This is a genomic window from Streptomyces varsoviensis, assembly GCF_000718635.1.
Taxonomy (GTDB): domain Bacteria; phylum Actinomycetota; class Actinomycetes; order Streptomycetales; family Streptomycetaceae; genus Streptomyces; species Streptomyces varsoviensis.
On the sequence record NZ_JOBF01000002.1, the window covers coordinates 190572 to 216048 of the forward strand.

The following is a 25477-nucleotide window of genomic DNA, read 5'->3' on the forward strand; positions in this document are numbered from 1 at the left end:
TCACAGCTCCTTCACGGCGAGGAGGGGCTCGGCGCGCCCCCAGTCGGTTACCGGCCCGTCCCGGCACAGCAGGACGGAGCCCAGTTGGCAGTGGCCGCAGAAACCTTCTCCACAGCGCATGTTCCGCTCCAGCGACACCTGGACGCGGTGCGGCGGGGTCCCGGCCCGCACCAGTTCCCCAGCCACCGCGTGGATCATGGGCTCGGGCCCGCACACGAAGGCGCACACACGGGAGGGGGACCATGTGCCGCGGGACAGGAGCCGGGTGACCACACCCACGTCCCCGCGCCAGTCCGGTTCCGGGTGGTCCACCGTGACGTCGATGTGAGCCTCGGCGCCCCACGCCCTGGTCTGTGCCCGGTACAGCAGGTCACTCGGTGTACGGGCGCCGATCAGTACGGTGAGCCGACCGTAACGTCCGGGTTGTGCGAGTCCGTCCAGGATCAGTGGCCGCAGCGGTGCGAGCCCGATGCCACCGGCGACCACCAGCACGTCGAGCCCCGCGGCCGAGGCCAGATCCCAGCCGACGCCGTAGGGGCCGCGCACCCCCACGGTGTCGCCCACCCGCAGCCCGTACAGGGCCCGGGACACCGCGCCGACCGCCCGCACCGTGTGCACCAGCGTCGGCTCCCCGTCGTCCAGGCCCGACACCGATACGGGGATCTCGCCGACCCCGAACGCGTAGACCATCGCGAACTGCCCCGGCCGGAACGGCGGCAGCGCGTCGCCGACCGGGCTCAGCTCGAACGTGGCGACGTCCGCGGTCTCCCGAGCGCGCCGTACGACCCGGTAGGGGAAGGGCCGGCTGCTGGGGCGCGCTGCTGCGGGATTCATCGGGGCGGCTCGCTCCCGTACGGTCCGTACAGGTCCAGCAGCCGGGTGCGCGCACACTCCAGCCGGTGCCCGATGACCTCGGCCACCGCCAGCACCAGCGGGTATCCCAGCGCCGGGTCCCGCCCGCACAGGCGGCGCACCGCTTCGGCGTCGAACTCCCGGGCTCGCACCGTGCTCCGCGCCTCGGCCCCCATGTGCCACTGTCGTGGCGGGAACAGCCAGGACCAGCCCACCAGGTCTCCCGGTCCCAGCGTCTCGATCACCGCGGCCCGGCAGCCGGGGACGTGGAGGTCCAAAGCGACGCTGCCGGTTTTGATGATCCAGAACTGGTTCGCCGCCCGATGCTCTTCGAAGAGCCGCGCACCCGCCGGGAAGGACACCTCCCGGGCCAGCCCCATCAGCCGGTCGTACTGCTCGTCGGGCAGGGCTTCCAGCCGGCCGGCCACGGTCCTCGGACCCATTCCGGTGTCCATCAGGGGGTCTCCTCGGCAGCGGCCTGTCGGTCTGCGGATTCCGCGTGCAGGGCGGCGGCCTCCTCGGTGATGTCGATGCCGACCGGACACCACACGATGCAGCGTCCGCAGCCCACGCAGCCCGACTCGCCGAACTGGTCGTGCCAGGTGCCGAGCTTGTGTGTCAGCCACTGCCGGTAGCGGCTGCGCGCGGAAGCGCGGACCGGGCCGCCGTGCAGGTGGCTGAAGTCCAGGTCGAAGCAGGAGTCCCAGCGTTGCCACCGCTCCGCGTGATCGCCCGTCAGGTCGGTGACGTCCTCGGTGGTGGTGCAGAAGCAGGTCGGACAGACCATCGTGCAGTTGCCGCAGGTCAGACAGCGCGCGGCGACATCGTCCCAGCGTGCGGCGTCGAGCGAACCCGCCATCAGGGCGTGCAGGTCGACCGGCGGCATGGCGCGTTCCATGTGCTGTGCCGCCGCTGCGACGGCCTCGCGGGCGGCGACCCGCGAGGGCGCGTCGCCGGGACGGTGGGGGAGCCGTCCGAGTACGCGCTCACCCGCCGGGCTGCCCGCGCGAACCCAGAAGCGGTGCCCCTCGTCGTCCAGCACCTCGGTCAGCGCCAGGTCGTACGCCGCGGCGTCGCCGTCCTCCCTCCCCACCCCCGGTCCGCTCCCCATCGACGTGCAGAAGCAGGTGGCGCCGGGGTCGGTGCACTCGACGGCGACGACGAAGGCGCGCTCGCGGCGGCGCCGGTAGGCGGTGGCGGTGTGCGGGCCACCGCCGAGGACTCGGTCCTGGACCGCGATGGCGCGCAGGTCACAGGGGCGTACACCCAGGAACGCGTACGCGGGGGGTGCGACGTCCTCCGCCTGGAAGGCGAGCCGGCCCCGCGCATCCCGGTCCACGGTCCACAGCCGCTCGCGCTGCGGGTGCAGATAGGTCTTCCAGGACTGCGGTCCGGCACTGTGCGCGAAGATCATCGCGTCCGGCCGGGAGACGAGCCGGTACCGGCCGGCCTCCAGCTCCACACCGCAGCCATGCGGCAGTTCGTCCGCCGTGGAGATCTCCGCGAGGACGATCGCCCCGTCGCGGCACGTGGGGCCGATGACGGTACGGTCCTCGGCGAGGACGTCGACCAGCGCGGCCAGGCCCTCCGACGCGGAGATCACCGCGCCCGGTACGGATGAACTTGTGGTCATCAGAGCCTCCCGCCGGCCGTCCCATGGGGACCGTCTCCTCATCGTCGGCCCGAGAACTCGTGCGGGGAGGGGGCCGAACGGCCCCCGGCACGTGCTGCCAGTGCCTTCCCGCCTCCGTTCCGCGCTCCCGGCATCGGAGGTCTTCCCGGAGCGGCGGGGATGCCTTCGAGCCATCTCCGGGAAGATCCCCTCCCTGACCTGGCGCGGCTCGTTCCCTGCCACTATGAGGCCGGAGCGGAACGTCCCGCACGGGGCCTGCGGCCTCTTTTCCTGCCTTCCCGGCCCCTTGACGGCAAGGGCGCGTGCCCGGATAACTGCCGCCATGCGTCAGCGATGAGGAGGAGCCGTGCTTCAGGAGATCGCGAGCACGACGCGGGAGTGGGCCGCCGCATTACTGAACCGCCGGTCCATCGGAGGACTGGCGCTGGGGGTGGTGCACGACGGTCGCCTTGAACATGCGTTTCTGCACGGATTCGCCGACTTGGAAGCGCGCGAGCCGGTCGGCGAGGACACGGTCTTCCGTGTCGCGTCGATCAGCAAGACCTTCACCGCCATCGCGGTGATGCAGTTGTGGGAGCGCGGACAGGTCGACCTGGACACCCCGGCCGCCGACTACCTCAGCGCCTACCCGCTCCTCGCGGCCGAGCCGGGCTTCCAGCCCCCGACGCTGCGCCATCTGCTGACCCACACCGCGGGCATCGGCGAGCTGCGCACCCCCTACGACCTGCTGCGGCCCAACGCTGGAGAGGGCGTGCGGGCGGGCCGTCCCGTGCCGTCGCTCGCCGAGTACTACCGGCGGGGACTGCGGATCGACGCGGAGCCGGGCACGCAGTGGACGTACGCCAACCACGGATTCGCCACCCTCGGCCAGATCGTCGCGGAGGTCAGCGGCGTCCCCTTCGACCGCTACCTGCGCGAGCGCGTCTTCACCCCGCTCGGCATGGCCGACACCGACCTGATCCGCACCGCACGCCTCAGCGGACGCCTGGCGACCGGGTACGAGCTGCGTGCCCGGGGGCTCAAAGCGGTAGTCGACCGGGAACGGACCACTCCGGGAGCCTCGTCCGTCTACTCGACACCGCGGGACATGACACGCTACCTGTGCGCGCTCCTCGGCGGCGGCGCCAATGAGCACGGCTCGGTCCTCTCACCCACGACCCTCGCCACGATGTACGCCGCCCACTACCAGCCTGACCCCCGCGTCCCCGGCATGGGCCTCGCCTTCTTCCGCGGCGCGGCCGACGGCCACCGCTTCGTCGAACACCAGGGAATCCTCCCCGGCTTCAACTCCCAGATGTTCGTGGCCCCGGACGACGGGCTCGCCGTGTTCGCCCTGACCAACGCCGCTCACCGCGCGCTGCTGTGGCTGCCCGGTGAGATCGAGGGGCTTCTGCGGCGCCTGCTCGGCCTGCCCGAGCAGGCGATCCGTACCGATGTGCCGCGACGCCCCGAGGCGTGGGGAGAGATATGCGGTTGGTACAGCCTCGCCGGCCGGGTCACGGACATACGGGCCCGGGCCATGGCCGGCTCCGCGGTGGAGGTCTTCGTGAGCGGTGGCCGGCTCATGCTGCGGAGCCTGATACCCGTCCCCACGATGGTGCGCGGCCTCCCGCTCCACCCCGACGACGAGAACGATCCCTACGCGTTCCGCATCGACCTGTCGCGGTTCGGGATCGGCAAGGCGCGCGTCGTGTTCAGCCGCGGGCCGGTGCCCGGAGCCGCCGCGCTGCACTTCGTACCCATCCCCCTCTCCCTGCACAAGCGCGCGGCTCCCCGGCTCAGCCGACGCTGACAGGCCGGGGCCGGGCCGCGCCTCCGGACGTAGAGGACGGGCTCGCCCCAAGACACCCTGTTCTCCTGGCACATCGGCCGTCCGGTGCTGCCGTGGGGCGTCCGACGGGCGGCCGGTGGAGTGCGAGAGCGGCCGTGTCACTCGCCCTCGTCGCGCTCACGGCGCGCGGGGCGCCCGATCGGCCTGCGGTGCGCTCGCGCCGCCCGGTCACGGCGGTCGAGGTACCAGGCGAGGAGGGTCAGCAGCACGGCGGCGGTCAGACACAGCAGCGCTCCCAGGAGCGGCCACCCCACGAACGGCACATCTTCCCAGTAGATCGTTCCGGTGCCGTATCCGTACATGACTCCGCCTCCTCGCGGCACGAGCGCAACGGTCGGCAGCGCTCGGGGTGTTACTTCTTCGGCCTCGCGAAGTAGCTGCTGATGACGGCTGCGAGAGCGAACAGCGCGGCGATGACGACCAGTGCTGTGGGCCAGTTCATCGATTCCTCCTCGGGCTCGTACACGCGATGGACCAGGGGCTACGCCTGGGGCCTGGCGGACACCCGGCCGGCACGGTCCCGAGTGGGCGTGGCCCGTACCTTCATCGTCGGTCCGGTGCGCGGGGGCGTTGATAGGTGCCGAACGGCCCTGCCCGGTCCCGACGGGCCCCTGTACGCGGCGGCGCGGCGGCGTGACGCTGAGGCCATGAGCGGAAAACGGCCGGTACCTCGGGTCCCCCCTCGCGCGGGCGTCGTCGTGGCGGCGACCGCCTATGGAGTCGTCGTCCGTCCGCACCTGCTGACCTGGGGCGCGACGCGTGCCGAGGCCGCCGGTGACTGGCCCGGCGACGACTTGGTCCCTGCGTATGACGGCCAGTCGACCATGGCCACGACACTGCCGGCACCGCCGGAGCGGGTATGGCCCTGGCTGGCCCAGATGGGCTGCGACCGCGGCGGGTGGTACAGCTTCGACCGGCTCGACAACGCCCGGCGGCCGAGCGCCGACCGCGTCGTCGCCGCATGGCAGGGCCTCAAGGAAGGGCAGCACCTGAACGCGAAGCCCGGCGGCGGGGCGTGGTTCACGGCCGTGGTCGTCGATCCGGAGCGGACCCTGGTACTGCGGATGTCCGTGGAACTGCCGTCCGGGCGCCCCTTCGACGCGCGCTTCGGGCCGCTGTCCGCAATGTACTTGGACGCTGTGTGGGGCTTCCATCTCCGGCCCACCGCGGACGGCCGCACCCGCCTCGTGGTCCGTACGCGTGGCCGAAGCCGGCCGCGAGTGCTCACCCGCCCTGTGGACATCGTGCTGTGGGAGCCGGTGCATCTGCTCATGCAACTGCGGCAGTTCAGGAACCTGAGGTCACGCGTGAGCGCCGCTCCCGGAGAGTGAGCAAGCCGCCGCCCGCCGCCCGGCCGCCCTGCCCAGCCCGTCGCCGGACGGAGATGTCACACCGCGGCCCGCGCGTTCCCGCTCGTCGCCGACAGGGCTGCCCGCCCGGCCTCCAGCCGTGCCACCGGGACCCGGAACGGCGAGCAGGAGACGTAGTCCAGTCCGGCCGTGTGGAAGAAGTGCACGGAATCGGGGTCCCCGCCGTGCTCCCCGCAGACGCCGATCTTCAGGTCGGGACGAGCGGCGCGGCCCTCTTCGACCGCGATCCGCACCAGGCGCCCCACTCCCTCGCGGTCGATGGTCTCGAACGGCGAGGCGGCGAAGATGCCCTTGTCGAGGTAGGCGGAGAAGAACGCCGCCTCGACGTCGTCACGGGAGAAGCCCCAGGTCGTCTGGGTGAGGTCGTTGGTGCCGAAGGAGAAGAACTCGGCCTCCTCGGCGATCCGGCCCGCCGTCAATGCCGCCCTGGGCAGTTCGATCATGGTGCCGACCGGGCAGCGCACCGGAACGCCGGACTCCTGGGACACCTCGGCCAGGACGCGTTCCACCTCCTCGCGTTCGATGCGGAGCTCCTCGACGGCGCCGACCAGCGGCACCATGATTTCCGCCTCGGGAGAGCCTCCTGCCTTCGTGCGCTGCGCGAACGCTTCGGCGATCGCCCGTACCTGCATGGCCACCAGGCCCGGCACGATCAGGCCCAGACGGACGCCGCGCAGGCCGAGCATCGGGTTCTCCTCGTGCATGCGGTTGACCGCGTCGAGGAGTTCGGTGTCGTGTGAGTCGGGCGCCGCGCCCCGGGCCTCGGCGGCGGCGATGCGCACGGCGAGTCCGGTGCGGTCGGGCAGGAACTCGTGCAGAGGCGGGTCGATGAGCCGGATGGTCACCGGCAGTCCGTCCATCGCCTCGAAAATGCCGATGAAGTCCTGCCGCTGGAGGGGCAGCAGCGCGCCCAGGGCCTTGTCACGTCCGGTCGCGTCGCCGGCCAGGATCATCGCCTCGACCAGCCTGCGCCGCTCACCGAGGAACATGTGTTCGGTGCGGCACAGCCCGATGCCCCGCGCGCCGAATCGGCGGGCGCGAGCGGCGTCTTCGGGCGTGTCGGCGTTGGCCCGCACCTCCAGGCGCCGGACGGTGTCGGCCCGCGCCAGGGCGTGGGCCACCGCGTCGATCAGACCGGGCGCGCCCCCGTCCGCGGAGCCGTTCTCCAGGAAACGGATGACCGCCGAATCCCTCAGCGGCACCGGACCCGCGTACACGGCACCGATGGAACCGTCCACGGAGACGATCATGCCCTCCTCCACCACGGTGCCGTCGGGAGCGGTGAAGCGGCGCTCCTCGGCATCGACGGCCAGTTCCTCGGCACCGCACACGCAGACCTTCCCCATGCCGCGGGCCACCACGGCCGCGTGGCTGGTCTTGCCGCCGCGGCTGGTGAGGACGGCCTGAGCGGCGATCATCCCGGGTAGATCGTCGGGGGTGGTCTCCTGGCGGACCAGGACGACTTTCTCGCCGGCGGCCGCACGGCGCACCGCCTCGGCGGAGTCGAAGACCGCGGCGCCGACCGCCGCGCCGGGGGAGGCGGGAAGGCCGGCGGCGAGCGGATCACTGGCCGCCGAGGTGTCGAACCGGGGGAACATCAGCCGGGCCAACTGATCGCCGCATACCCGCGTGAGAGCCTCGTCGGAGGTGATAAGTCCCTCCTCCGCAAGCTGGGCGGCGATCACGAAGGCGGCATCGGCGGTGCGCTTGCCGACCCGCGTCTGAAGCATCCACAGGGTGCCGCGCTCGATGGTGAACTCGATGTCGCACAGGTCGCGGTAGTGCCGCTCCAGAGTGTCCATGTGCCCGCGCAGCCGGGCGTACGAGGTGGGGTCCAGGCGTTCCAGCTCGGTGAGCGGCACCGTGTTGCGGATGCCCGCCACGACGTCCTCGCCCTGCGCGACGGGCAAGTAGTCGCCGTACAGGCCGGCCCGGCCGGTGGCCGGGTCGCGGGTGAAGGCCACACCGCTGCCGGAGTCGGAGCCGAGGTTGCCGAACACCATGCGCTGTACGTTGACCGCGGTGCCGAGATCGTCGGGGATGCGCTCGCGCCGCCGGTACAGCCGGGCGCGCTCGCCGTTCCAGGACGCGAAGACGGCGCGGACGGCCCGGCGCAACTGCTCGGTGGGCGATTGCGGAAAGGGCTCGCCGGCCTCGCCGCGGATCAGTTCTTTGAACGTTCCCACGAGCCGAGCGAGGTCACCGGCGTCCAGGTGCACATCGTCCGGGGCTCCGCGCGCCTCTTTGAGCGCCGCGAGGGCACGCTCGAAGTGCGCGCTGTCGACACCCATGACCGTACTGCCGAACATCTGCACGAGACGCCGGTAGGAGTCCCAGGCGAAGCGCTCATCGCCGGAGACCTCGGCCAGGCCGTGGACGGACTCGTCATCGAGCCCGATGTCGAGGATCGTCTCCATCATGCCGGGCATGGAGAAGCGGGCGCCGGACCGGACGGACAGCAGCAACGGGTCCTCCGGCTGTCCCAGCCGCCGTCCCGCGGCCGACTCCAGGGCCGCCAGGCGGCCGGACACCTCCCGCCACAAGCCCGGGGGCTCACCGCCGGTGTCAAGAAAGACGCGGCACGCCTCGGTCGTGACGGTGAACCCCGGCGGCACGGGCAGGCCCAGCCGGGTCATCTCCGCGAGGTTCGCGCCCTTGCCGCCGAGCAGGCCGGCCATGGACCGGTCACCCTCCGCGAAGTCGTACACGTAACGGACCATGACACGCGCTCCTCCACCACGGGGTCGGAACCTTCAGCGTCGGAACCACCGCTACCGTGCGCAAGATGCCGACGGCCCCCTCGGAGATGCCGAACAGCCCTGTGTCCCGCCCCGCCCGACACGCCGGGCCTCTCGTCCAGGAGCCACCGTGCGTGCCGGGGGCCGAACGGCCCGGCCGAACAGGGCCGTAGGGGCCGTCAGGGTGTCCCGTCCGGCACTCCGCGCCGCTCGTGCGCGGGATGAGTATCGACAACGAAGGGGAAGCCCCACGAGAGGACCTGCGATGACCGCAACGGTGACAGCCGGCCTGGCGACCGGCGCCTGGCGACGGTTCGCAGGAAGGGGGTGGCGCGGGCGCATCGACGTGCGCGACTTCATCCAGGCCAACTACACCCCTTACACGGGCGACGCGTCCTTCCTCACCGGGCCGACGGACCGCACCCGCGCGGTGTGGGGGAAGGTCAGCGCCCTGTTCCCGGAGGAGCGCGGCCGGGGCGTCCTCGACGTCGACGCCGCCACGCCGTCCACGATCACCTCGCACGCCCCCGGTTACATCGACCGGGAACGCGAGCTGATCGTCGGCCTGCAGACCGATGCCCCGCTCAAACGCGCGATCATGCCCAACGGGGGCATCCGCACGGTGGAGAACAGCCTGAAAGCGTACGGCTATGAACCCGACCCCTTCGTCACCAAGGTCTTCGGCACCTACCGCAAGACCCACAACGACGGGGTCTTCGACGCCTACACCCCCGCGATGCGCACCGCCCGCAAGGTCGGCATCATCACCGGACTGCCCGATGCCTACGGGCGCGGACGCATCATCGGCGACTACCGCCGCGTCGCCCTCTACGGCACGGACCGCCTCATCGACGCCAAGCGTGCCGAACGCGCCCTGCTGGACGCCCGGCCCTCCAGCGCGGACATCATCCGGGACCGTGAGGAACTCGCGGAGCAGATCAAGGCCCTGCGGGAACTGACCGAGATGGCCGCCGCCTACGGATGCGACGTCTCCAGGCCCGCCGCCACCGCCCATGAGGCGGTGCAATGGCTCTATCTGGGATACCTCGCGTCCGTGAAGGAACAGAACGGCGCCGCCATGTCGCTCGGCCGGACCTCCACCTTTCTGGACGTCTACCTCCAGCGCGACCTGGACGCAGGGCTGATCGACGAGCGGCGTGCGCAGGAGCTCGTCGACGACTTCGTGATCAAGCTGCGGATCGTGCGCTTCCTGCGCACCCCCGAGTACGACGCGCTGTTCTCCGGCGACCCGACCTGGGTGACGGAGTCCATCGCCGGCATCGGCCGGGACGGCCGCCCACTGGTCACGCGCACCTCCTTCCGCTTCCTGCAGACCCTGTACAACCTCGGCCCCGCCCCCGAGCCCAACCTGACCGTGCTGTGGTCGCCGCGGCTGCCCGCCGCCTTCAAGGAGTTCTGCGCCCGGGTATCCATCGACACCAGCGCCGTCCAGTACGAGTCCGACGATCTCATGCGCCCGCGCACGGGCGACGACACCGCCATCGCCTGCTGCGTCTCCGCCATGGCCGTGGGCAGGCAGATGCAGTTCTTCGGAGCCCGGGTCAACCTCGCCAAGGCGCTGCTGTACGCGGTGAACGGCGGCCGGGACGAGGTGACCGGGGAACAGGTCACTCCCGAGCTGCCGCCGCTGACCGGCGAGTACCTCGACTACGGCGAGCTGACGACCGCCTACGACCGCGTCCTGGACTGGCTGGCCCGGACGTATGTCGACGCGCTCAACGTCATCCACTACATGCATGACAAGTACGCGTACGAGCGCATCGAGATGGCCCTGCACGACTACCCGGTCCACCGCTTCATGGCCTGCGGCATCGCGGGCCTCTCCGTCGCGGCCGACAGCCTCTCCGCGGTCAAGCACGCACGGGTGAAGGTCTTCCGCGACGCTACAGGGCTGGCCGTGGACTTCCGTACCGAGGGCGAGTTCCCGGCGTACGGCAACAACGACGACCGCGCCGACAGCCTCGCTGTCGGCCTGGCGGAGTCGTTCATGGCGAAGGTGCGCAAGCACCCCGCCTACCGGGACGCCGAGCACACCCAGTCGGTGCTCACCATCACCTCCAACGTCGTCTACGGCGAACACACCGGCAACACCCCGGACGGCCGCCGCGCCGGGGCGCCCTTCGCCCCCGGCGCCAACCCCATGAACGGGCGTGACGAGCACGGTGTCATCGCCGCCGCGCTGTCCGTCGCGAAGCTGCCGTACGAGCAGGCCCGCGACGGGATCTCGCTGACGACGACGATCACACCCGAGGGCCTCGGACACGCTCCCGAGGAACGCGCCGGACACCTGGTCGGCGTCCTCGACGGCTACATGGCGGCCGGCGGCTTCCACATGAACGTCAACGTCCTGGACCGGGGCACGCTGGAGGACGCCATGGAACACCCGGAAAAATACCCGGAATTGACGATCAGGGTCTCCGGATACGCCGTCAACTTCGTCCGCCTGACCCGCGAGCAGCAGCTCGACGTGATCAGCCGCACCTTCCACGGATCGCTGTGAGCCCCCTGACCGCAGGGCCTGCCACCGGCCGGATCCACTCCTGGGACCTGTCCACCGGCGTGGACGGACCCGGGACCCGGTTCGTCCTCTTTCTCAGCGGGTGCCCATTGCGCTGTCTGTACTGCGCCAACCCCGACACCTGGCACCTGCGCGACGGGCGCGGAGCGACTGTCGACGAGGTCATGGCCGAGATCGACAAGTACCGGCCGTTCCTCACCACGACCGGCGGCGGCGTGACCCTCACCGGCGGGGAGCCTCTGCTCCAACCCGCCTTCACCGGCGCCGTGCTGCGCCGCTGCAAGGAGGCAGGTCTGCATACCGCCCTCGACACCTCCGGTTTCCCGGGCGCCCGCGCGACCGGCGAACTCCTCACCGACACCGACCTGGTCCTGCTGGACATCAAGTCCTTCGACCCGGCCGCCTACCGCGGGCTGACCGGCGGTGACCTCGCCCCCACCCTGACCTTCGCCACCCGTCTCAACCGGCTCGGCGTGCCGATGTGGATCCGGTACGTCCTGGTCCCCGGCTGGACCGACGACCTGACGGCCGTGGACGGACTCGCCGAGTTCGTCGCGGGCCTGGACACCGTAGATCGCGTGGACGTCCTGCCGTTCCACAAGCTCGGCGCGGCGAAGTACGAGGCCCTGGGCATCCCGTTCCCGCTGAAAGATACTCCCACTCCGGACGCCGGACTCACGAGGCAGGTCTGCGAACGGTTCCGTGCACGGGGGAAGGCGGCGTACTGATCGCACGGCCGCGCACGCACTTCCGCCCACGCGGCGGAAGAAACGAGCCCGTCGGCGGTCCAGGGAACGACGGCATGTTTTCGCCGTAGCAGATATGGGGTGCCCTTCGGTAGAGCCCATGGGGCATGCTGACCCCACGGTCGGTCGAGGAGGCGAAGACGAGGGAGCGAAGGACCGGTTGGAAGCGGGCCGTCCTGGCGCCGTCGCGCCGCTGCGGATGGATGCCCTGCTGAGCGAGTTGCAGGAGCACGTGGAGCGGGTGCGTCGTGGTCAGGACCGCATGCAGACACTACTGGACGCGGTGGTGACGATCGGTAGCGACCTGGATCTCAAAGACCTGCTGCGAAGGATCGTTGGGCCTGCGGTCGACCTGATCGACGCCGAATACGGGGCGCTGGGGGTGCTGGGGGAGGAGGGTACGATCCGGCAGTTCATCACGGTCGGCATGGATCAGGAGACCATCGAGCGGATCGGCCACTACCCCGAAGGCCACGGCATTCTCGATCTGCTGATACGCGAGCCGCACCCGCTGCGGCTGGAGAACCTCGGGGAGCACCCGGAATCGGTGGGCTTCCCATCCGGGCATCCGCCCATGCGCACGTTCCTCGGAGCCCCCGTACAACTGCGGGAGAATACCTTCGGGAATCTCTACCTGACCGACAAACGCGGTGGGCTGCCCTTCGACGCCGACGACGAGGCAGTGCTGCAAAGCCTGGCAGCCGCCGCGGGCGTGGCGATCGACAACGCCCGTCTGTACGACGACAGCCGCCACCGTGAGCGGCGCCTTGCCGCGAGTGCGGACATGACCCGCGACCTGTTGTCCGGGGCGCCTCCGGAGGAGATCCTGCGCTCGCTGGCCGCGACCGTCCAGGAGATGACCGGATCCGACCTGGTCACCCTGGCCCGGCCGCTGAGCACGGGAGGCGAACTGGCCGTGGAGGCGGCGGCCGGTGAGAGGGCGGATCAAGTATTGGGACTCGCACTGCCGGCGACCACCCTGGCGGCCAAGGTGGCTGGCGTTCGGTGGAGGGGGGCACAGGGTCTCCAGGACGTCGTGGTCGAGGGTCGGGGTGGGCCGGGGCAGGGATACGTTTCTCCCCGCACCGGCCCTTGGCGTCGCTCGAGGCGTTGGATGGGTGTTGCTGCTGGGAGCAGGGAGCGGCGGCTCTCAGGCGGCGGGTGGCGTCTCGTGCTCGGGGGTGGCCCGAGGGGAGAGGCTGCGGAGGCCGCCGTGGCCGGGATCTCGCGGGTGTCGCGCCCGGCTCATGCTGAACTGCGGCCGTCGCCTGGGCACCCGCGCGGCGGCGCAAGGGGCAAGATGCCGGTCACGCTGCCTTCGTGCCGTGGGTGTTGAGGGGCATCGCGGTGTGGGCTTGCTCGTTGAGCAGGCCCGCGAGAGTGTCGGGGTCGAGGGTGAGGCGGACGATGTGGTGGTCCGACAGGTCGCGGGGCACCTCGATGACGTCCACGCCGCGCACCGTGGGCAGCAGGGTTTCGGTTATGTAGATCCGGTCGATGCGGGCGTCGGGGCCGTGGGTGGGGCTGCCGTCGGAGGTGCGGGCCAGGGCCGAGGGGCTGCCGTGGTGGGTGGTGGCCCAGTGGCGGGCGGTGTCTTCCATGCCGGCGGTGCGCAGGGCTTCGTCGGGGCGGGTGTGCATGAGCCGGGTGCCGTACTGCGCCACGTACGAGCGGTGGGCGCGGTGCGGCTTGTCCTTGATCGCCTTGAGGAGGGGCAGTTCGAGGTCGGTTTCGAGGCGGGCTGAGGGGTAGCTGTTGTTGTCGCCTCCGGCGAGTGCGGGTAGCTGGACGGTTCGGCCGTCGGGGCGGGGCCACCATTTGTCGGCCCAGGTGGTGAGCCATTCGGCCTCGATGGTGCGCAGCGTCGGCGAGGCGTAGTTGAGGTGGTAGGAGAGGACGTTGAGGGGCAGTGCCTCGCGGCCTGCGGGCCGGTACCGGAAGGTGAGGGCGGTGGGTGGCAGGACCCACATGGGGCCGGTGTCGGGCCATTCGCGCAGGGGCTGGAGGACGGCGGGGTCGGCGAAGACGGCCGTGCACGAGCGCGGGCCGAGCCAGCCGCGCAGACCCAGTACGTCTTCCACCTCGTACACGGTCTCGTTGCCTCTGGCGTCGGCGCCGGGCATCTCCTGGCGCAGCACCAGGTGCGGGTCCAGGGAGGCCAGCAGTTCATGGCCGGTGCGCCGTTTGGCGGGGTCGCCGCCGCCGTTCTTCTCGAAGTTCCAGCACAGCACCGTCAGGGGGCGCTTCATGAGGTTCCGGTTCCTTTCTTCTGGGGGTGGCGGTGCGGGCCGCCGCGTGGGCGGAGGGCGACGTGTTGCTGGGTCAGGGCACGGTGGATCGCGTTGAATGAGCGGCCGGATTCGGCGGCGATGGCGCGGATACTGGCCTTCTTGCCGACGTAGGCGGCGGCCGCCGCCTGGGCGAAGGCTTCCTTCTCCGCGCCCCGCAGACGGTGGCCCCGTGGGATGGCCGGTAGGCCCAGAGGGCCCCTTTCTTCCGGCCGGAAGCCCTCGTTGGGGTTCACTTGGCCCTGCCGTTGTCGTTCTTGGGGGTGTGCTGGCGCACGTGCCGGTCGGCCAGGGCTCCCTGGGTGCGCTCGGCGGCCTTCTTGGTGTCGCCGCGGTCCGCCTTGATCGTCTGGTTGGCGGCGGCGATGGTGTTCTTCTTGTTGGTGTTGCCCACGTGGTGGTCCTCGGTTCTCGGGCGTGCGATGGTCGGTTCGGGCGCGGGATGGTGGGGTGGGCCACGGGCCGGCGGCGGGGCAGCGGTCATCGGCCCAGTTCTGCGGCGGCGCGTTCCGCCGTCAGGTCGATGACGGTCACCCCGCACAGGCGTCGGACGAGCTGGGTGGCGAGGTACCAGCGGATGCGGGGGTCCCGGTAGGACACGATGTCTGCGTCGTTGTCATCGGGCACGTCGTCTTGCTCTGCGTCCCAGTGCGTGGTGAAGGGCAGTCCCTTGATGCCGTAGAGGCGCGGCATCTTCACGCGCACCGCGACGTGGCCCCGCCGCAGGGGCGGGCACCGCTTCACGGAGACCTTGGCGTGCGGGAGGCACAGCGGCGGGTGGCGCGTCAGCTCGCCCTCGGGCCACCCCGCGCGCATGCCGTCGTCGGGCTGTTCCAGCAGGAAGAGGTAGCCGAGCGAGGTGCGGCTGGCGGGTTCCCGGCAGCAGATTTGGCACCGCAACTCGTACATGCATTCCCGCTGTCGGGAGGGGTGCACCTTGGCGTAGAGCGGCTCGCCGGTGGGCTGGCCCGCGTTGTCGCGGGGGTTGTGCGAGCGGCGCGCCCACAGAGCACCACTGGAATCCCGGTCGTTCGCAAATTCAGGGGCGTAGCAGAGCCCCCGCGTCGGATGGATGCGGAGGTTCATGCCAACACCAAGTCGCTCGCCGACGCGGGTGGTGATGTAGGGGACGATCGCGTTGTTCGAGGTGGTGGGCTGGTGCATGGGTGGTCTTTCGCTGATCGTGAGGCTGGTGGCCGGTCAGGCATGTGGCCGATGCCGGCGACGGCGGTGCCTCATGCCGGGTTCCATCCCGCTGTGGCGGCGGGGGCGGCCAGGGGGGCGGGGGCGCCCGGGTGGTGGCTGATGGCCCAGGTGGTGCGCTGGCCGTGGGCGCGGACTTCGACGCTGAGCGTCATGTGGCGAAAGCGCAGGGCGTAGTGGTGGGCGCGGGCGGCGGTGGGGCTGCCGACCCAGAGCTTGAGCAGGGCCGCCTGCGAGGGCGGGAGGTCCCGTGCGCTGTGGAGGATGCTGGTGTGCAGCCAGTGGATCGCGGCGGTGGCGGACTGTGCCCAGTGTCCGCCCACGGCTGCTTTGGCTTTCGGGTCGTCGAGGCCGGTGCGGTGCTCGCACCACAGCGGAGCGGCGGGTGCGGTGCCTTCGACCGGGGCGGGGTCTTCCCAGGAGACGGTGAAGCTGCCCCAGGTGAAGCCGCCGGTGTCGGGGGTGATGTCGTCGGCCTCGTCGAGGTGAAGGGGGCGCAGGCAGAAGTCGTCGGCCGGGGTGGGCGGGCGCTGGAGGCAGTCGGGCAGCGGAAGATGCACTGGAGGGTCACCCGGCCGTGACGAGGGTGTCGGCGAGGCGGGTGAGGGCGTCGGCGTTGGCGGCGGCGTCATGGCCGAGGACTACCGACTGGCAGGGCAGCGCGGCCAGGTGTTCTCGTACGGGGCCGGGGTCGGGGTGGGTGTCGTGGGCGAGGTGGAAGAGGTCGGGGTAGCGGTCCTCGGTCGCGGCGGAGAAGAAGTCGCTCTCCCCGAGCTCGGCGACTTCCCCGGCTTCGGGGGTGGTCAGTGCGGGGGAGATGCGGGGGTGCAGGACGGCGGCGGCGGTGGCGTAGGTGGTCAGGGTGCAGCCGAGCCAGGAGGCGAGCTGGTCGGGGAAGAACTGGCACTTGAGCTCTTTGCTCTTGGCCGAGTTCCACTGCGGCGCGCGGTCGCCGACGGTCAGGGCGTGGGTGACCTGGTGGTGCTGGGTGGGGTGGAGCTGCTCGCCGCTGAGGAAGAGGTCGCGGACGCTGTCGTAGAGGCCGAGTCCGTCGAGGAGGCCGAAGCCCAGGGCGGCGGCTGCGGGCCAGGGCAGCAGCCGCACGGTGCCGTCCTGTTCGGGGCGGGCGAAGACGCGGTCGTTGGCGAGGAGGTCCCAGCCGTCCTGGCGGGCGAGGGTGGTGGCGACCGTGCTCTTGCCCGCGCCCTTGGCGCCGAGGGTCAGCAGGGCGCGGCCGTCGCGGGCGACGGCGGAGGCGTGCAGCAGCACCCAGCCTTCGGCCAGGAGCTGGGCGCGGATCAGGTCGCGGGCCAGGCGGGCGGCGGCCAGGGCGACGGGTTCGTTCCACTGTCCGGAGACGGACAGCATGCGCCGGTCGGAGGTGGCGTGGTAGGCGAGGCGCTGGGCGGGCTGGGCGGCGTAGACGGTGCCGTCGTCCTCGCGGTGGACGAGGGTGCGGGCGCCGGCGTAGGTGAGGTCGTCGTGCCCGCCGTAGTCGGTGATCATCCGGGTGATGGCGGCGCGGTGCGAGGCGTCCACCCGGGCATCGACCGTGGGGTGGGCCCCGGGGCGCAGGACTTCGGTGGCGGTGGTGGTCCACCACGGGGCGAAGTAGCGCAGCGACCAGGACGTGATGGTGGGGCGGTTGCTGACGACGAGCGCGTGGGCGTCCTCGGCGGCGGGGGCGATACGGACCGCGGTAGTCACGGGAAGCTCCTTAAGGGTGCAGGTGGCGGATCTGGTGGTAGGCGGCGGCCAGCTTCCGGTCGGCGCCGGCCAGTTGGCGGGCCTCGGAGCGGTCGAGCGGGGGCAGGCAGGGGGCGGGGGCGCCGGCGGTGAAGCGCAGCGGGATGCCGTGCCAGGCGCCGCCATGCTCGGTGCACAACTCGACCGTGGTGTCGGTGAGTCCGAGGGCGGCGCGCAGCGCGGTCAGGACGGCCGCGGCGGGGCCGAACCGGGCCCGGCCGCCTTCGGTGATCCGCAGGGGGCGGGCGGCGAGCTCGGCGCGTACCTGGCGCAGTGGCACGGGCAGCGGCAGTCCGCCCACGCGGGTGGCCGTGGCGCAGATGACGGCGTGGTCGCCGTGTTCGCCGATCACATGCCCGTCCACCGCTGAGGCCGGGACGCCGAGGAGGCGGGCGAGGGTCAGGCGGTAGCGGACGGAGTCGAGGTTCGACCCCACCCCGAACACCCGGCGCACCCCGGAGACCTCGGCGAACAGCCGCGTCATGACGTCCACGGGGTTGGTGACCACGATGACGGTTCCCCGGTAGCCGGTCAGGCGTGTGGCGAGGGCGGCGATGTGGGGGGCGTTGGCCTGGAGCCCGGTCATCCGCACGTCCTGCTTCGCGGTGTTGGTGAAGGTGCCGCGCAGGCAGATGACGATGGCCTCGCAGGCGGTGAGGTCGGCGGTCTTGCAGGACTCCGCCCGCACGGGGGAGCCGCTCAGGTGGGCGAGGTCGTCGAGGTCGGTGACCAGCGAGGTCGCGCGGGCCGGCTTCCAGGAGGTGACCTGGATTCGGCGGCTGAGCCCGGCGGCGACCAGGGCGGCGGCCACGCTCTGGCCGACCGCTCCAGCCCCCACGATGCCCACCGCTTCTACGGTTCCTCGGCTGCCCGCTGGGCCCGGCGGGGCGAGACACAGGGCGCTCACCGCTCGGCCCCGGCCCCGGAGCGGACCGCCGCCTGCACACTCTCCAGGAACGGGGGCCACAGGCGGCGCATCGGCTGCTGCTCATCGAGCAGCGCGGTGCCCCGCTCCACCAGCGCACCGACCGCGAGCGTCCGCTCCAGGAGGCCCGGGGCGGGGGCGGGCAGCGGCAACGCGGCGGGGGCGGAGAGGTAGCTGGAGGTGATGTTGACGGTGTCCATCAGCCACGTGGTCACGAGCTGCCGCAGCCACAGATCCTGGACCGCCGCGCGGACCAGGCCCCGGACCTGATCACGGACGAACGCGTCGATGCCCTCCACGATCTCCCGGCCGGCTCCAGGCGCGGGCGGGGCGGCCAGGAGGTGGAGCAGGGTGCGCGAGAGGAGCTTGGCGGTGTCGGTGCAGCCACTGCCGTACTGAAGGCCCGGGTCGAGGAAGACCGGCCTGGCGGAGGGGCCGTGGGGGAAGAGGAGATGTTCGGGTTTGAGGTCGCCGTGCAGCAGGGCCGGGCACCGGGGCTGGGGCAGCTTGCGCAGCCGCATCAGCCGCTCCACCGCCATGCCCAGCAGGAGCCGGGTCTGCTCGCGCACCTGATCGTCCGGGAGGCGTTCTTCGCCGAGCTGCCGCAGGTAGAGCTGGCCGGCGGCACCGCGCATCTTGCGGGCGAAGACGGGGCCGACCCCCCGCTCGGGCGTCTGCGGCACGGTCGCACCGCGCGGCAGCGCCGGGGACTGAAGGCGCCGGAGCGTACACACGACGCTGCTGAGCAGTTCGGCGCTGTGCTTCGGAGCAGCGGCCAGGAGGTCGGCCAGGGTCGGCCCGGCCACCCGGTCGGTGAACAGGACGCCGCCCCGGAGCCCGGCGACCGAGGCGACGTCGAGCCCCGGTGTCTGGCCCATCAGGCGCAGTTGGGTGGCCTCGCGCTCCAGCAGGGCGCTCGGCGCGGTGAGGTAGGCGGCCTGGGCCGCCCGCACGGTCGGCCAGTCGCCGCGCACCCCGCGCAGCAGGGAGACGAGAGAGACGCCGAGGTAGGAGACCTTCGCGACCAGGGCGCGGCCGCCGACGTCGACGTGCTGGACGTAGCAGGTCACCGACGGAAGGTGCGCGCCCAGGCGCACCGGCAGGCCGGGCCACAGGGCCCGCGCACTCGCCTCGATCCGCGCGGCCGCGTCGGCGAACAGCACGTCAACACTGAGCTGCGGGCGGGGGTTTGCTGTCATCGGATCTCCACGGGACGTCGTACGCGGCGGGAAGATGGGCGGCACCGGGCACAAGGCGGTCAGCGGCACCTGGGCCCGGCGCCCGTCAAAAGGAGCGCGGCTCGGTCGGCGGTGCGTCAGGCGGCGCGGCGGAACCGGCCGGCCGCCCTCCGGCCGCACGCCGGGTCGCACACCGCCCGCAGCGCGGCCCACAGCACCTGGGCCGCAGGCAGAGAGCAGTAGGTGGTCAGCTCCGCCGGCCGCGCCCAGACGTAGTGGTCGAACGGCGGCGGCCCCCCGACGGCGGACCGGCCGGGCAGCCGGATGGCGGACGCCTCACGCAGCGGACCGACCAGATAGACGCGGGACCGACCGGCAGCCAGGAGCGGCCTCATCTGCCGCTGGGACACGGACAGGCCGGTCTGCTCCCGCACGGCACGGGCCAGCGCCCGCTGCCCCGACTCCCCGGCACCGACCGGCCCGCCGGGCGCCTCGTACCAGCGCGGATCGCCCTCCCGCCGGTGCGTACGGCGCACCAGCAGTATCGCCCCCCGCCCACTGAGCAGCAGGCCCTGGCACCTGCTCGTCGCGGGCTCGGCTCTCTCGTCGTGCACAGCGCCTCCAGACAGAACGGACAAGAGCATCGCAAGGAAAGGAGAAGGGACAGAGACCGCCCGCGATCCCCACCGGCGCGGGCGGCCCCGCCCCGGCAGCGACCGGGGCGGCCAAGGGCCGGTAGCGGCTGCCCCGCTGTGACGGGGTGGGAGACGGGGCAGCCGTCGCGGCCCGGGGCTCCCGAGGCCCCGGACCACTCCCGTCCACGCGAACCGGCGCGGGTCACACGCCCGCGGGACGGACCGGCGACCGCGCCACGGAGCCCGGACTGGGGATGGCTCCGCTCGTGGCGACGGCCGGTCTGAAAACCCCCCGTACCTGTCGGCACAGGCGGCTGAGCAAGAAGATGATCTCTACACGGCGGGTACAGCCTCGGGAGGCCGCGTCAGCATGAATCCGCTTCGTCCCCGTGGGGGAATCAACGCCCACGCCCCCGACGCATGCCCTGCGTCAGGAGGAAGACCGTGCCGCCCCCGAGGAACGCGACGAGCACCAGCAGCCACAGCACGCTCACCGAAGTCCCGCGCCGGCGTGCCGCTGAATGAGCTGGAGATCACCGACCTTGGCACCCCAGCCGGGACCCTCTCCGGAGGCCCGGCGCAGATACACCTCGTCCAGCGCGTACGTACCAGGCGGGGTCACCACGATCGCGTCCCGATCGGTGCGCTCATCGTGCACCAGATCAGTGGCCTCAGGAACGTATGGGTCCGCCCTGGGCACACTGGGGCTGTTGAACTCCGGACCTGCATCGAGCACTTCGAACTCATCAGGAACGGGCATTGCTGTGACGCCTCCTTCGGGCAGGGCGGCGGTCGTCGGGGGCGGTGAGCCCACCTGCGGCTTCCGAGCCGCAGGTGCGAGCCGCACCGCTCTTCGTGGTCCGCAACCTTTGCCGCAGGGGAGGCTCTGTTCAACCGACGCTTCCTTCGGAAACGACGTTGCCCGTCGGCGATCTGACCGGGCCGCGGGAATTCCCGACGGAAAGCGTCGGAAAGGTTCGCGGCGTCGCACCGGGGAGGGCAGTAGGGGGAGCATCATCGACTCAGGGAGGTGGTGGTCCGATGCCCAACAACGAGGAATCCCACAAGCCTTCTTGCGCCCGCCGAATGCGTGTCGAAGGGGCGGAAGCAGGGTGGTCGCAGGCGCAGATCGCTGTCGCGATCTACGAGTGCTGTCACGTCAGCAGGCTACGGGCACATCGCTTGGCACGTGGGTTGACCCTGGCTGAGGCCGGACAGGGACTGCGGCAGCTTGGACACGGTCAGTCGACACGTAGGTCACGGGCCTCGGATGATCAACTTAGGTTGTGGGAAAGGGGAGAGAGGACGCCCCGCTCGCAGACAGTGGACCTGTTGTGCCAGTTCTATGACAGCACTCCGTACGATCTGGGGCTCGGTGCTGCTGGTGGTCCTGTCGCTGAGGCGCCCGTCCCTCGCCGTCCCTCCAAGTTGTACGAGGTCGAGTCGACTGATGTCCTCCTGGTCGACCGAGTCGACTCGGTTCGTCGCTCCGTAGACCGCAGTCTCGCCGCGGGCAGTGTCAGTTCAGGACAGATGGATCTCCTTGAAGAACGGCTGCTCTTGGTCCGGCAGGAGTACGTCTACACTCCGCCTGTTCCGATGCTGAGACAGATGCTGCTCGACCTTGAAGAGATTGAGAACCTCGCACAGGAGAGGCAACCACCGTCCGTGCTGGTGAGGTTGGCGGAAATGACTGCCGTGCTGGCCACGCTCATTGCCGACGCGCTCATGAAGATGGGGGACCTGCGCCGCTCACGGGCCTGGTACAACACGGCCAGGAACGCCTCCGACGAGAGCGGCAACGTTGGCCTGCGGGCGCGCGTGCGAGTGCAAGCAGCGATGCTGCCCTACTACTACGGCCCTTTGGATGCTGCCGTTTCGTTGGCGCGCGAAGCCCGCATAATGCTCCGTGGCCGACGGCCTTCACCCACACTCGCCTTCGCGGCAGTGGCTGAAGCGCGAGCTCTGGCCCAACAAGGTAATAGGGATGGAGCCGAAGAACGTATCCGAGACGCCCAGGGGGCGTTCGACCAGCTACCGGCCGGATCGGACGGTGATGCCTTCGCCTTTCCGGAACGCCGGTTCCTGCTCTATCTCAGTGGTGCCTATACCGCCATGGGGCGGAGTTCCAGGGCGCGAGCAGTGCAAGAAGCGGCGCTTGCCCTCTACCCCACGCGCACAGGCATCGATCCCGCGCTTCTCCACCTCGAAGCCGCCATCTGTCTCGTGCATGACCGCAGCGTGACCGAAGCATGCCAACTCGCCGCGGCTACCTACTTGCGCGTCCCCGAAGACCATCGCACTCCGATCATCGGGGCCCGGGCGCGGCGAGTGATCGAGGAACTGCCTGGCACGAATAGCAGGACCGCCGCTGCGAGGGAGCTCCATGAGCTCTTGGAGCTTCCCCGAGGCGTGAAGTGACAGCTGACCGCTCGTCCGTCAGCCTTGACCTCATGACACTCGCACCTTTGCACGGCGGCTACGAAGAAGGCGAACTCCAGTACATCCTCGACAGCGCATGCACGGCTGTGGGTCTTGACGCCGCAGGGGCACAGCTTCTGCGTGGCCATACGAATGCCGTCGTCCGGCTGAGCACATCGCCTGTAGTGGTAAAGGTGGCGCGCCGAGGCACCAAGCCTGAGGCCGTCCAGCGAACCGTGGACTTCGTCCGCTGGCTCATGGAGAGCGGGTTCCCCACCGTGGCCTTGCATCCCGTACGGCAGCCGGTCGTCGTCGCTCGCCAATCTGTCACCTTCTGGGCTTACCTCCCCCAGCTCGACCGTCCCGTCGCGGCCTCGCAAATCGCAAAGCCTCTCTGCATCCTGCATACCCTTCCCACTCCGCCAGTCCAGTTGCCGCGCCACGACAACGTCGCAGCCATCCGAGCCTCCATCGACGCCATCACCTCACTGCCCACAGCTATGATGCAGTTCCTCACGGAGCAAGTGGACCGGCTTGCAGCGGAATTGACCGAAGTGGAATTTCGACTGCCGGAGTCGGTAATCCAAGGTGACCCGCAGCATCGCAATGCTCTTCACGATGGAGGTACTGCGGTCCTGTGTGACTGGGACACGGTTGGAGTGGGCCACCCCGAATGGGACCTCGTCACGATCGAGATTCACTGTCGCCGCTTCGGCTACGGGCGCTCGCATTACCAGGAGTTCGCCGACACGTACGGGTTCGACGTATGCGATTGGCCCGGATTTAGGACGCTACGCGATATACGTGAATTGCGGATGATCACCACCAATGCGAGGAAGGCGGCGCACAACCCGGGAACCTTGGAAGAGGTTGAGCGCCGCATCAATGGTCTTCGGCAAGGAGACATCGCATTGCCGTGGCGTATCCTCTAGCCCCTTGTTCCCGCGCTGGGTCTGCTGGAAGGTCGGTGTAGCGTCGGCATCATCGGTTCTGCGCGGTGAGTACGGAGGGCCTTTCTGAGTGGTCCCGTGCGGGACTCGGTAGTGGCTCGGGACCTTCGTGAGGAGGGCGTTGAGAGTTCAGTTTGCGTCCCACGCCGGCCCTGCCCGGCTGCAGCGCGGCAGCAGTAGAGTCCTCGGCTATGTACCCGATTGCCCGTGAAAGCACTCGCCTCGCGCTGCGCGAACTCACAACTGATGATGTCGACGCGGTACTCGCCATCTACGGGGACGCTGAGGCGACTCGTCACCTCAGCTTTACCCCGCGCTCGCGTGAGGACGTGGATGGAATCGTTACTCGCTCTATTGCCTCAGCTGGGGCATCGCCGCGCGAAGAGTATGCTCTGGCCGTCGTGTGCCGGGCAGGCGGCTTGGTCGGATTCGCACGCTTGGCTATAGACCCCCACCAGCAGCGCGCTGCGACCATTGGCTTCGCGCTCCGCCCCGATGCGTGGGGTGTAGGGCATGGGGTCGAGACCGTCCACTTGTTGCTGGGGCTGGCCTTCGAGGACCTTGGCCTGCATCGGGTCTGGGGAGCCCGGTCTCCGCTGAACATCAGCTCGCAGAGGACCATGCTCGCGGCGGGGATGGTGGAAGAGGGCCGTATCCGGGAGCACGTCTTCGTTCGTGGGCAGTGGCGTGACTCCGTCGTCCACGCCATCCTCGAAAGCGAATGGAAGGCCCCAGCTAGGTGAGAATCAGGCGAAGCCCATAAGTTAGGGCAATTGCCGTCCCTGTCGGGGGGAGCAGTTTTCGCGCCGCGAAGAGCAAGCTCGCCTGCTGGTTGACGAGAGCGTCGAAGTGAGGCGCTCTACCTCCGAGGGGTGTGGAGTCCCACACTGATCACCGATGCCGATGCGGGACGCTTCCGGTGGCAAAGCTGACTCAAGCGGGGCGCTGAGCGCGCACCAAGAGCGTGCCGACGTCCCGCGGGTCGGGAGCCGCGAGGATCTGGGCGTCGATGTCGGTGAAGCCGTGGCGTTTGAGGAGGTCGGCCCACCACGTGGGCGAGTAGGCCCAGCGCACCACGACGATCTTGCGGCCGGCGAGGCCGTTGCCGTACATCGGGTCGGGCCCGTAGTACCCCTCGATGGGCTCGGCCTGGGAGAAGGCGAAGACGCCGCCGGGGTTGAGGCGCTGGGTGATCAGGGGGACGAGCTGGTCGGGGTCGGTGAACCACACGGCGCCCCAGATCGAGTAGATCGCGTCGTACGACGCGGTGGTGGAGGCCAGGTGCGCGCACGCCTCGGCCTCGACGAACGTCAGTCCCGGGGTGTCCTGCCACCACCGGCGGGCGCGAGCGGTCTGTGTGGCGGAGAAGTCCAGGCCGGTGACCTCGACGCCGTGGCGTTGGGCGAGGTAGGCGGCTTCCTTGCCCTCGGCGGAGCCCAGCTCCAGCGCGGTGCGGGGGCTGCCCAGTAGCTCGGCGCCGGGGCCGTGGCCCTCGTACTGGGTCCATGCGAAGGCGTCGGCGGCCGGGCGCGGCTGCTCGCCCTCCCCCCGGTACGGGCGGTAGGTATCCCAGTACTCGGTTAGGGATGTCGCGGCACGGGTCATGGCACTCCTCGGGGCGGGTGCGCCACACCGTACCCGCACGCCCCGCGCCGATTCCGGCAGTTGCCATTACGTCACCCCTCGGGGGCGCGGCGGCGCGCCGAGGCCCGGCAGCGGGCGAGCTGCTGCCGGGCCAAGGGGGTGCGGGCGGTCAGTGGCAGTTCGCGCCGGGGCGGCACGGGCCGCACTTGGCGTAGTCCCGCTCCCACAGCTTCCAGTCCACCGCGAAGCCGTGGTCGGCGATGACGCGTGCGGTGCGCTCGACGGAGCCGTCATACTTGAACGCGATCTCGGGGATGTGTTCCAGGAACCGGCCGTCGAAGTGCTCCGCGCACCATTCGCGGTAGTTGCGGGTGTCCAGGATGGAGACGTGGACGGCCGTGTCGACCAGCCGGCCGCAGCACAGCTCCAGGCCCTGGCCCCACGTCTCGATCGCGGTGATCAGGTACGAGACGGCCGCGCCGAACAGGCGCTCGGCCATCACCTCGTCGAAGGGGTGGTCGCGGATGAGGAGCTGGATCTCGCGGTCCCAGACCTCGGGCTTCACGTAGTCCCGCGGGTCACGGACGCGAGTCTCGACTGCTGTCGCCATGCTGTCCTCCGGGCTCGGGGCCCCGGCGCTGGATGCGGGGCCGCCCTCCCACCAAACCGCCTGCGACCGTCCGCCAGTGGTCAACTCCCGTTGCGCGCACGCCGTTTGCAGGTCCCGCACATGCCGTGTACACGGCGTCAGGCGGCTACTACTGTGGGTAGACTGTCCGGCTGCCGGCGTGCGGAGGCCAGATGAGCGCGAACGCACTGTGGAGCACCGACCGGGCCC

Annotated in this window: 25 protein-coding genes; 8 read left to right on the forward strand and 17 right to left on the reverse strand. The window is 70.7% G+C overall.

The annotated features are described in order from the left end of the window. The 3 genes from IF55_RS03385 to IF55_RS03395 are packed head-to-tail and all read right to left on the reverse strand — an operon-like array spanning nt 1 to nt 2485. The gene (locus IF55_RS03385) at nt 1-834 is read right to left on the reverse strand and encodes an FAD/NAD(P)-binding protein (protein ID WP_030874587.1); all 834 of its coding nucleotides are present in this window, start codon (nt 832-834) and stop codon (nt 1-3) included. Then, nucleotides 831-1307, reverse strand: a complete 477-nt coding sequence (locus IF55_RS03390) for a Crp/Fnr family transcriptional regulator (protein ID WP_078643539.1) — start codon at nt 1305-1307, stop codon at nt 831-833. Before IF55_RS03390 ends, IF55_RS03385 begins: the two co-directional genes overlap by 4 nt. Continuing rightward, on the reverse strand, nt 1307-2485 hold the full coding sequence (locus IF55_RS03395) for a 4Fe-4S dicluster domain-containing protein (protein WP_030874584.1): 1179 nt from the start codon (nt 2483-2485) through the stop codon (nt 1307-1309). Before IF55_RS03395 ends, IF55_RS03390 begins: the two co-directional genes overlap by 1 nt. A 346-nt stretch (nt 2486-2831) precedes the next feature. Here IF55_RS03395 and IF55_RS03400 point away from each other — a divergent pair, with 346 nt between their 5' ends. Continuing rightward, the gene (locus tag IF55_RS03400) at nt 2832-4277 is read left to right on the forward strand and encodes a serine hydrolase domain-containing protein (protein WP_245661040.1); all 1446 of its coding nucleotides are present in this window, start codon (nt 2832-2834) and stop codon (nt 4275-4277) included. Nucleotides 4278-4414: 137 nt separating this feature from the next. Here IF55_RS03400 and IF55_RS03405 read toward each other — a convergent pair whose 3' ends face one another. Further along, complete coding sequence (locus IF55_RS03405; RefSeq protein ID WP_030874580.1) at nt 4415-4618, reverse strand: hypothetical protein; 204 nt, start codon at nt 4616-4618, stop codon at nt 4415-4417. Between the two features lie 345 nt (nt 4619-4963). On the opposite strand from IF55_RS03405, the gene IF55_RS03410 reads away from it, so the two are divergent. Next, nucleotides 4964-5647 (forward strand): hypothetical protein, encoded by a 684-nt coding sequence (locus IF55_RS03410; RefSeq protein ID WP_037962333.1) that lies wholly within the window; start codon nt 4964-4966, stop codon nt 5645-5647. Between the two features lie 56 nt (nt 5648-5703). Here the strand turns inward: IF55_RS03410 and ppdK are convergent, their stop codons facing one another. Next, a complete protein-coding gene (gene ppdK, locus IF55_RS03415; RefSeq protein WP_030874576.1) occupies nt 5704-8406 on the reverse strand; it encodes a pyruvate, phosphate dikinase in 2703 nt (900 codons plus the stop codon). Nucleotides 8407-8689: 283 nt separating this feature from the next. Between ppdK and pflB the strand changes: the two genes are divergently transcribed. The 3 genes from pflB to IF55_RS03430 all read left to right on the forward strand — a co-directional run bounded on the left by pflB (nt 8690) and on the right by IF55_RS03430 (nt 13045). Continuing rightward, nucleotides 8690-10945: a formate C-acetyltransferase gene (gene pflB, locus IF55_RS03420; RefSeq protein ID WP_030874574.1), complete on the forward strand. Its 2256-nt coding sequence runs from the start codon at nt 8690-8692 to the stop codon at nt 10943-10945. Between the two features lie 5 nt (nt 10946-10950). Beyond that, nucleotides 10951-11691, forward strand: a complete 741-nt coding sequence (gene pflA, locus IF55_RS03425) for a pyruvate formate-lyase-activating protein (protein WP_106980308.1) — start codon at nt 10951-10953, stop codon at nt 11689-11691. Nucleotides 11692-11809: 118 nt separating this feature from the next. Beyond that, nucleotides 11810-13045, forward strand: coding sequence for a GAF domain-containing protein (locus tag IF55_RS03430; RefSeq protein ID WP_078643622.1), 1236 nt, complete (start codon nt 11810-11812; stop codon nt 13043-13045). Here IF55_RS03430 and IF55_RS03435 read toward each other — a convergent pair. From IF55_RS03435 to IF55_RS03475, 10 genes are all read right to left on the reverse strand, one after another. Beyond that, complete coding sequence (locus IF55_RS03435; RefSeq protein ID WP_048831484.1) at nt 13017-13958, reverse strand: hypothetical protein; 942 nt, start codon at nt 13956-13958, stop codon at nt 13017-13019. The two genes, IF55_RS03430 and IF55_RS03435, sit on opposite strands and share 29 nt — an antisense overlap. Beyond that, nucleotides 13955-14233, reverse strand: coding sequence for a helix-turn-helix domain-containing protein (locus tag IF55_RS40335; protein ID WP_048831486.1), 279 nt, complete (start codon nt 14231-14233; stop codon nt 13955-13957). Before IF55_RS40335 ends, IF55_RS03435 begins: the two co-directional genes overlap by 4 nt. Next, on the reverse strand, nt 14230-14391 hold the full coding sequence (locus IF55_RS39130; RefSeq protein WP_157854242.1) for a hypothetical protein: 162 nt from the start codon (nt 14389-14391) through the stop codon (nt 14230-14232). Before IF55_RS39130 ends, IF55_RS40335 begins: the two co-directional genes overlap by 4 nt. A gap of 86 nt (nt 14392-14477) precedes the next feature. Beyond that, nucleotides 14478-15161, reverse strand: a complete 684-nt coding sequence (locus IF55_RS03445) for a hypothetical protein (RefSeq protein ID WP_037962331.1) — start codon at nt 15159-15161, stop codon at nt 14478-14480. A 71-nt stretch (nt 15162-15232) separates the two neighbouring features. Continuing rightward, the gene (locus tag IF55_RS03450) at nt 15233-15760 is read right to left on the reverse strand and encodes a hypothetical protein (protein WP_030874562.1); all 528 of its coding nucleotides are present in this window, start codon (nt 15758-15760) and stop codon (nt 15233-15235) included. A gap of 7 nt (nt 15761-15767) precedes the next feature. After that, entirely contained in the window at nt 15768-16907 is a 1140-nt protein-coding gene (locus IF55_RS03455) for a hypothetical protein (RefSeq protein ID WP_030874560.1), read from the reverse strand. Nucleotides 16908-16917: 10 nt separating this feature from the next. Then, entirely contained in the window at nt 16918-17793 is an 876-nt protein-coding gene (locus tag IF55_RS03460; RefSeq protein ID WP_030874558.1) for a lactate/malate family dehydrogenase, read from the reverse strand. A 56-nt stretch (nt 17794-17849) separates the two neighbouring features. Next, on the reverse strand, nt 17850-19070 hold the full coding sequence (locus IF55_RS03465; RefSeq protein ID WP_157854241.1) for a protein kinase family protein: 1221 nt from the start codon (nt 19068-19070) through the stop codon (nt 17850-17852). Between the two features lie 116 nt (nt 19071-19186). Beyond that, a complete protein-coding gene (locus IF55_RS03470) occupies nt 19187-19663 on the reverse strand; it encodes an NUDIX hydrolase (protein WP_030874555.1) in 477 nt (158 codons plus the stop codon). Between the two features lie 511 nt (nt 19664-20174). Beyond that, complete coding sequence (locus IF55_RS03475) at nt 20175-20444, reverse strand: hypothetical protein (protein ID WP_030874554.1); 270 nt, start codon at nt 20442-20444, stop codon at nt 20175-20177. Nucleotides 20445-20770: 326 nt separating this feature from the next. Here IF55_RS03475 and IF55_RS03480 point away from each other — a divergent pair, with 326 nt between their 5' ends. The 3 genes from IF55_RS03480 to IF55_RS03490 all read left to right on the forward strand — a co-directional run bounded on the left by IF55_RS03480 (nt 20771) and on the right by IF55_RS03490 (nt 23798). Beyond that, nucleotides 20771-22105 carry a helix-turn-helix domain-containing protein gene (locus IF55_RS03480; protein ID WP_482700670.1) on the forward strand — a complete coding sequence of 445 codons (1335 nt, stop codon included), beginning with the start codon at nt 20771-20773 and terminating at the stop codon, nt 22103-22105. 32 nt (nt 22106-22137) lie between these two features. Continuing rightward, nucleotides 22138-23037 (forward strand): phosphotransferase, encoded by a 900-nt coding sequence (locus IF55_RS03485; protein ID WP_030874550.1) that lies wholly within the window; start codon nt 22138-22140, stop codon nt 23035-23037. 209 nt (nt 23038-23246) lie between these two features. Then, nucleotides 23247-23798: a GNAT family N-acetyltransferase gene (locus IF55_RS03490; RefSeq protein ID WP_030874548.1), complete on the forward strand. Its 552-nt coding sequence runs from the start codon at nt 23247-23249 to the stop codon at nt 23796-23798. 190 nt (nt 23799-23988) lie between these two features. On the opposite strand, the gene IF55_RS03495 is transcribed toward IF55_RS03490, so the two are convergent. Next, a complete protein-coding gene (locus IF55_RS03495) occupies nt 23989-24660 on the reverse strand; it encodes a class I SAM-dependent methyltransferase (protein WP_030874546.1) in 672 nt (223 codons plus the stop codon). A 148-nt stretch (nt 24661-24808) separates the two neighbouring features. Beyond that, nucleotides 24809-25249: a glycine-rich domain-containing protein gene (locus tag IF55_RS03500; RefSeq protein WP_030874544.1), complete on the reverse strand. Its 441-nt coding sequence runs from the start codon at nt 25247-25249 to the stop codon at nt 24809-24811. Between the last annotated feature and the right edge of the window lie 228 nt (nt 25250-25477).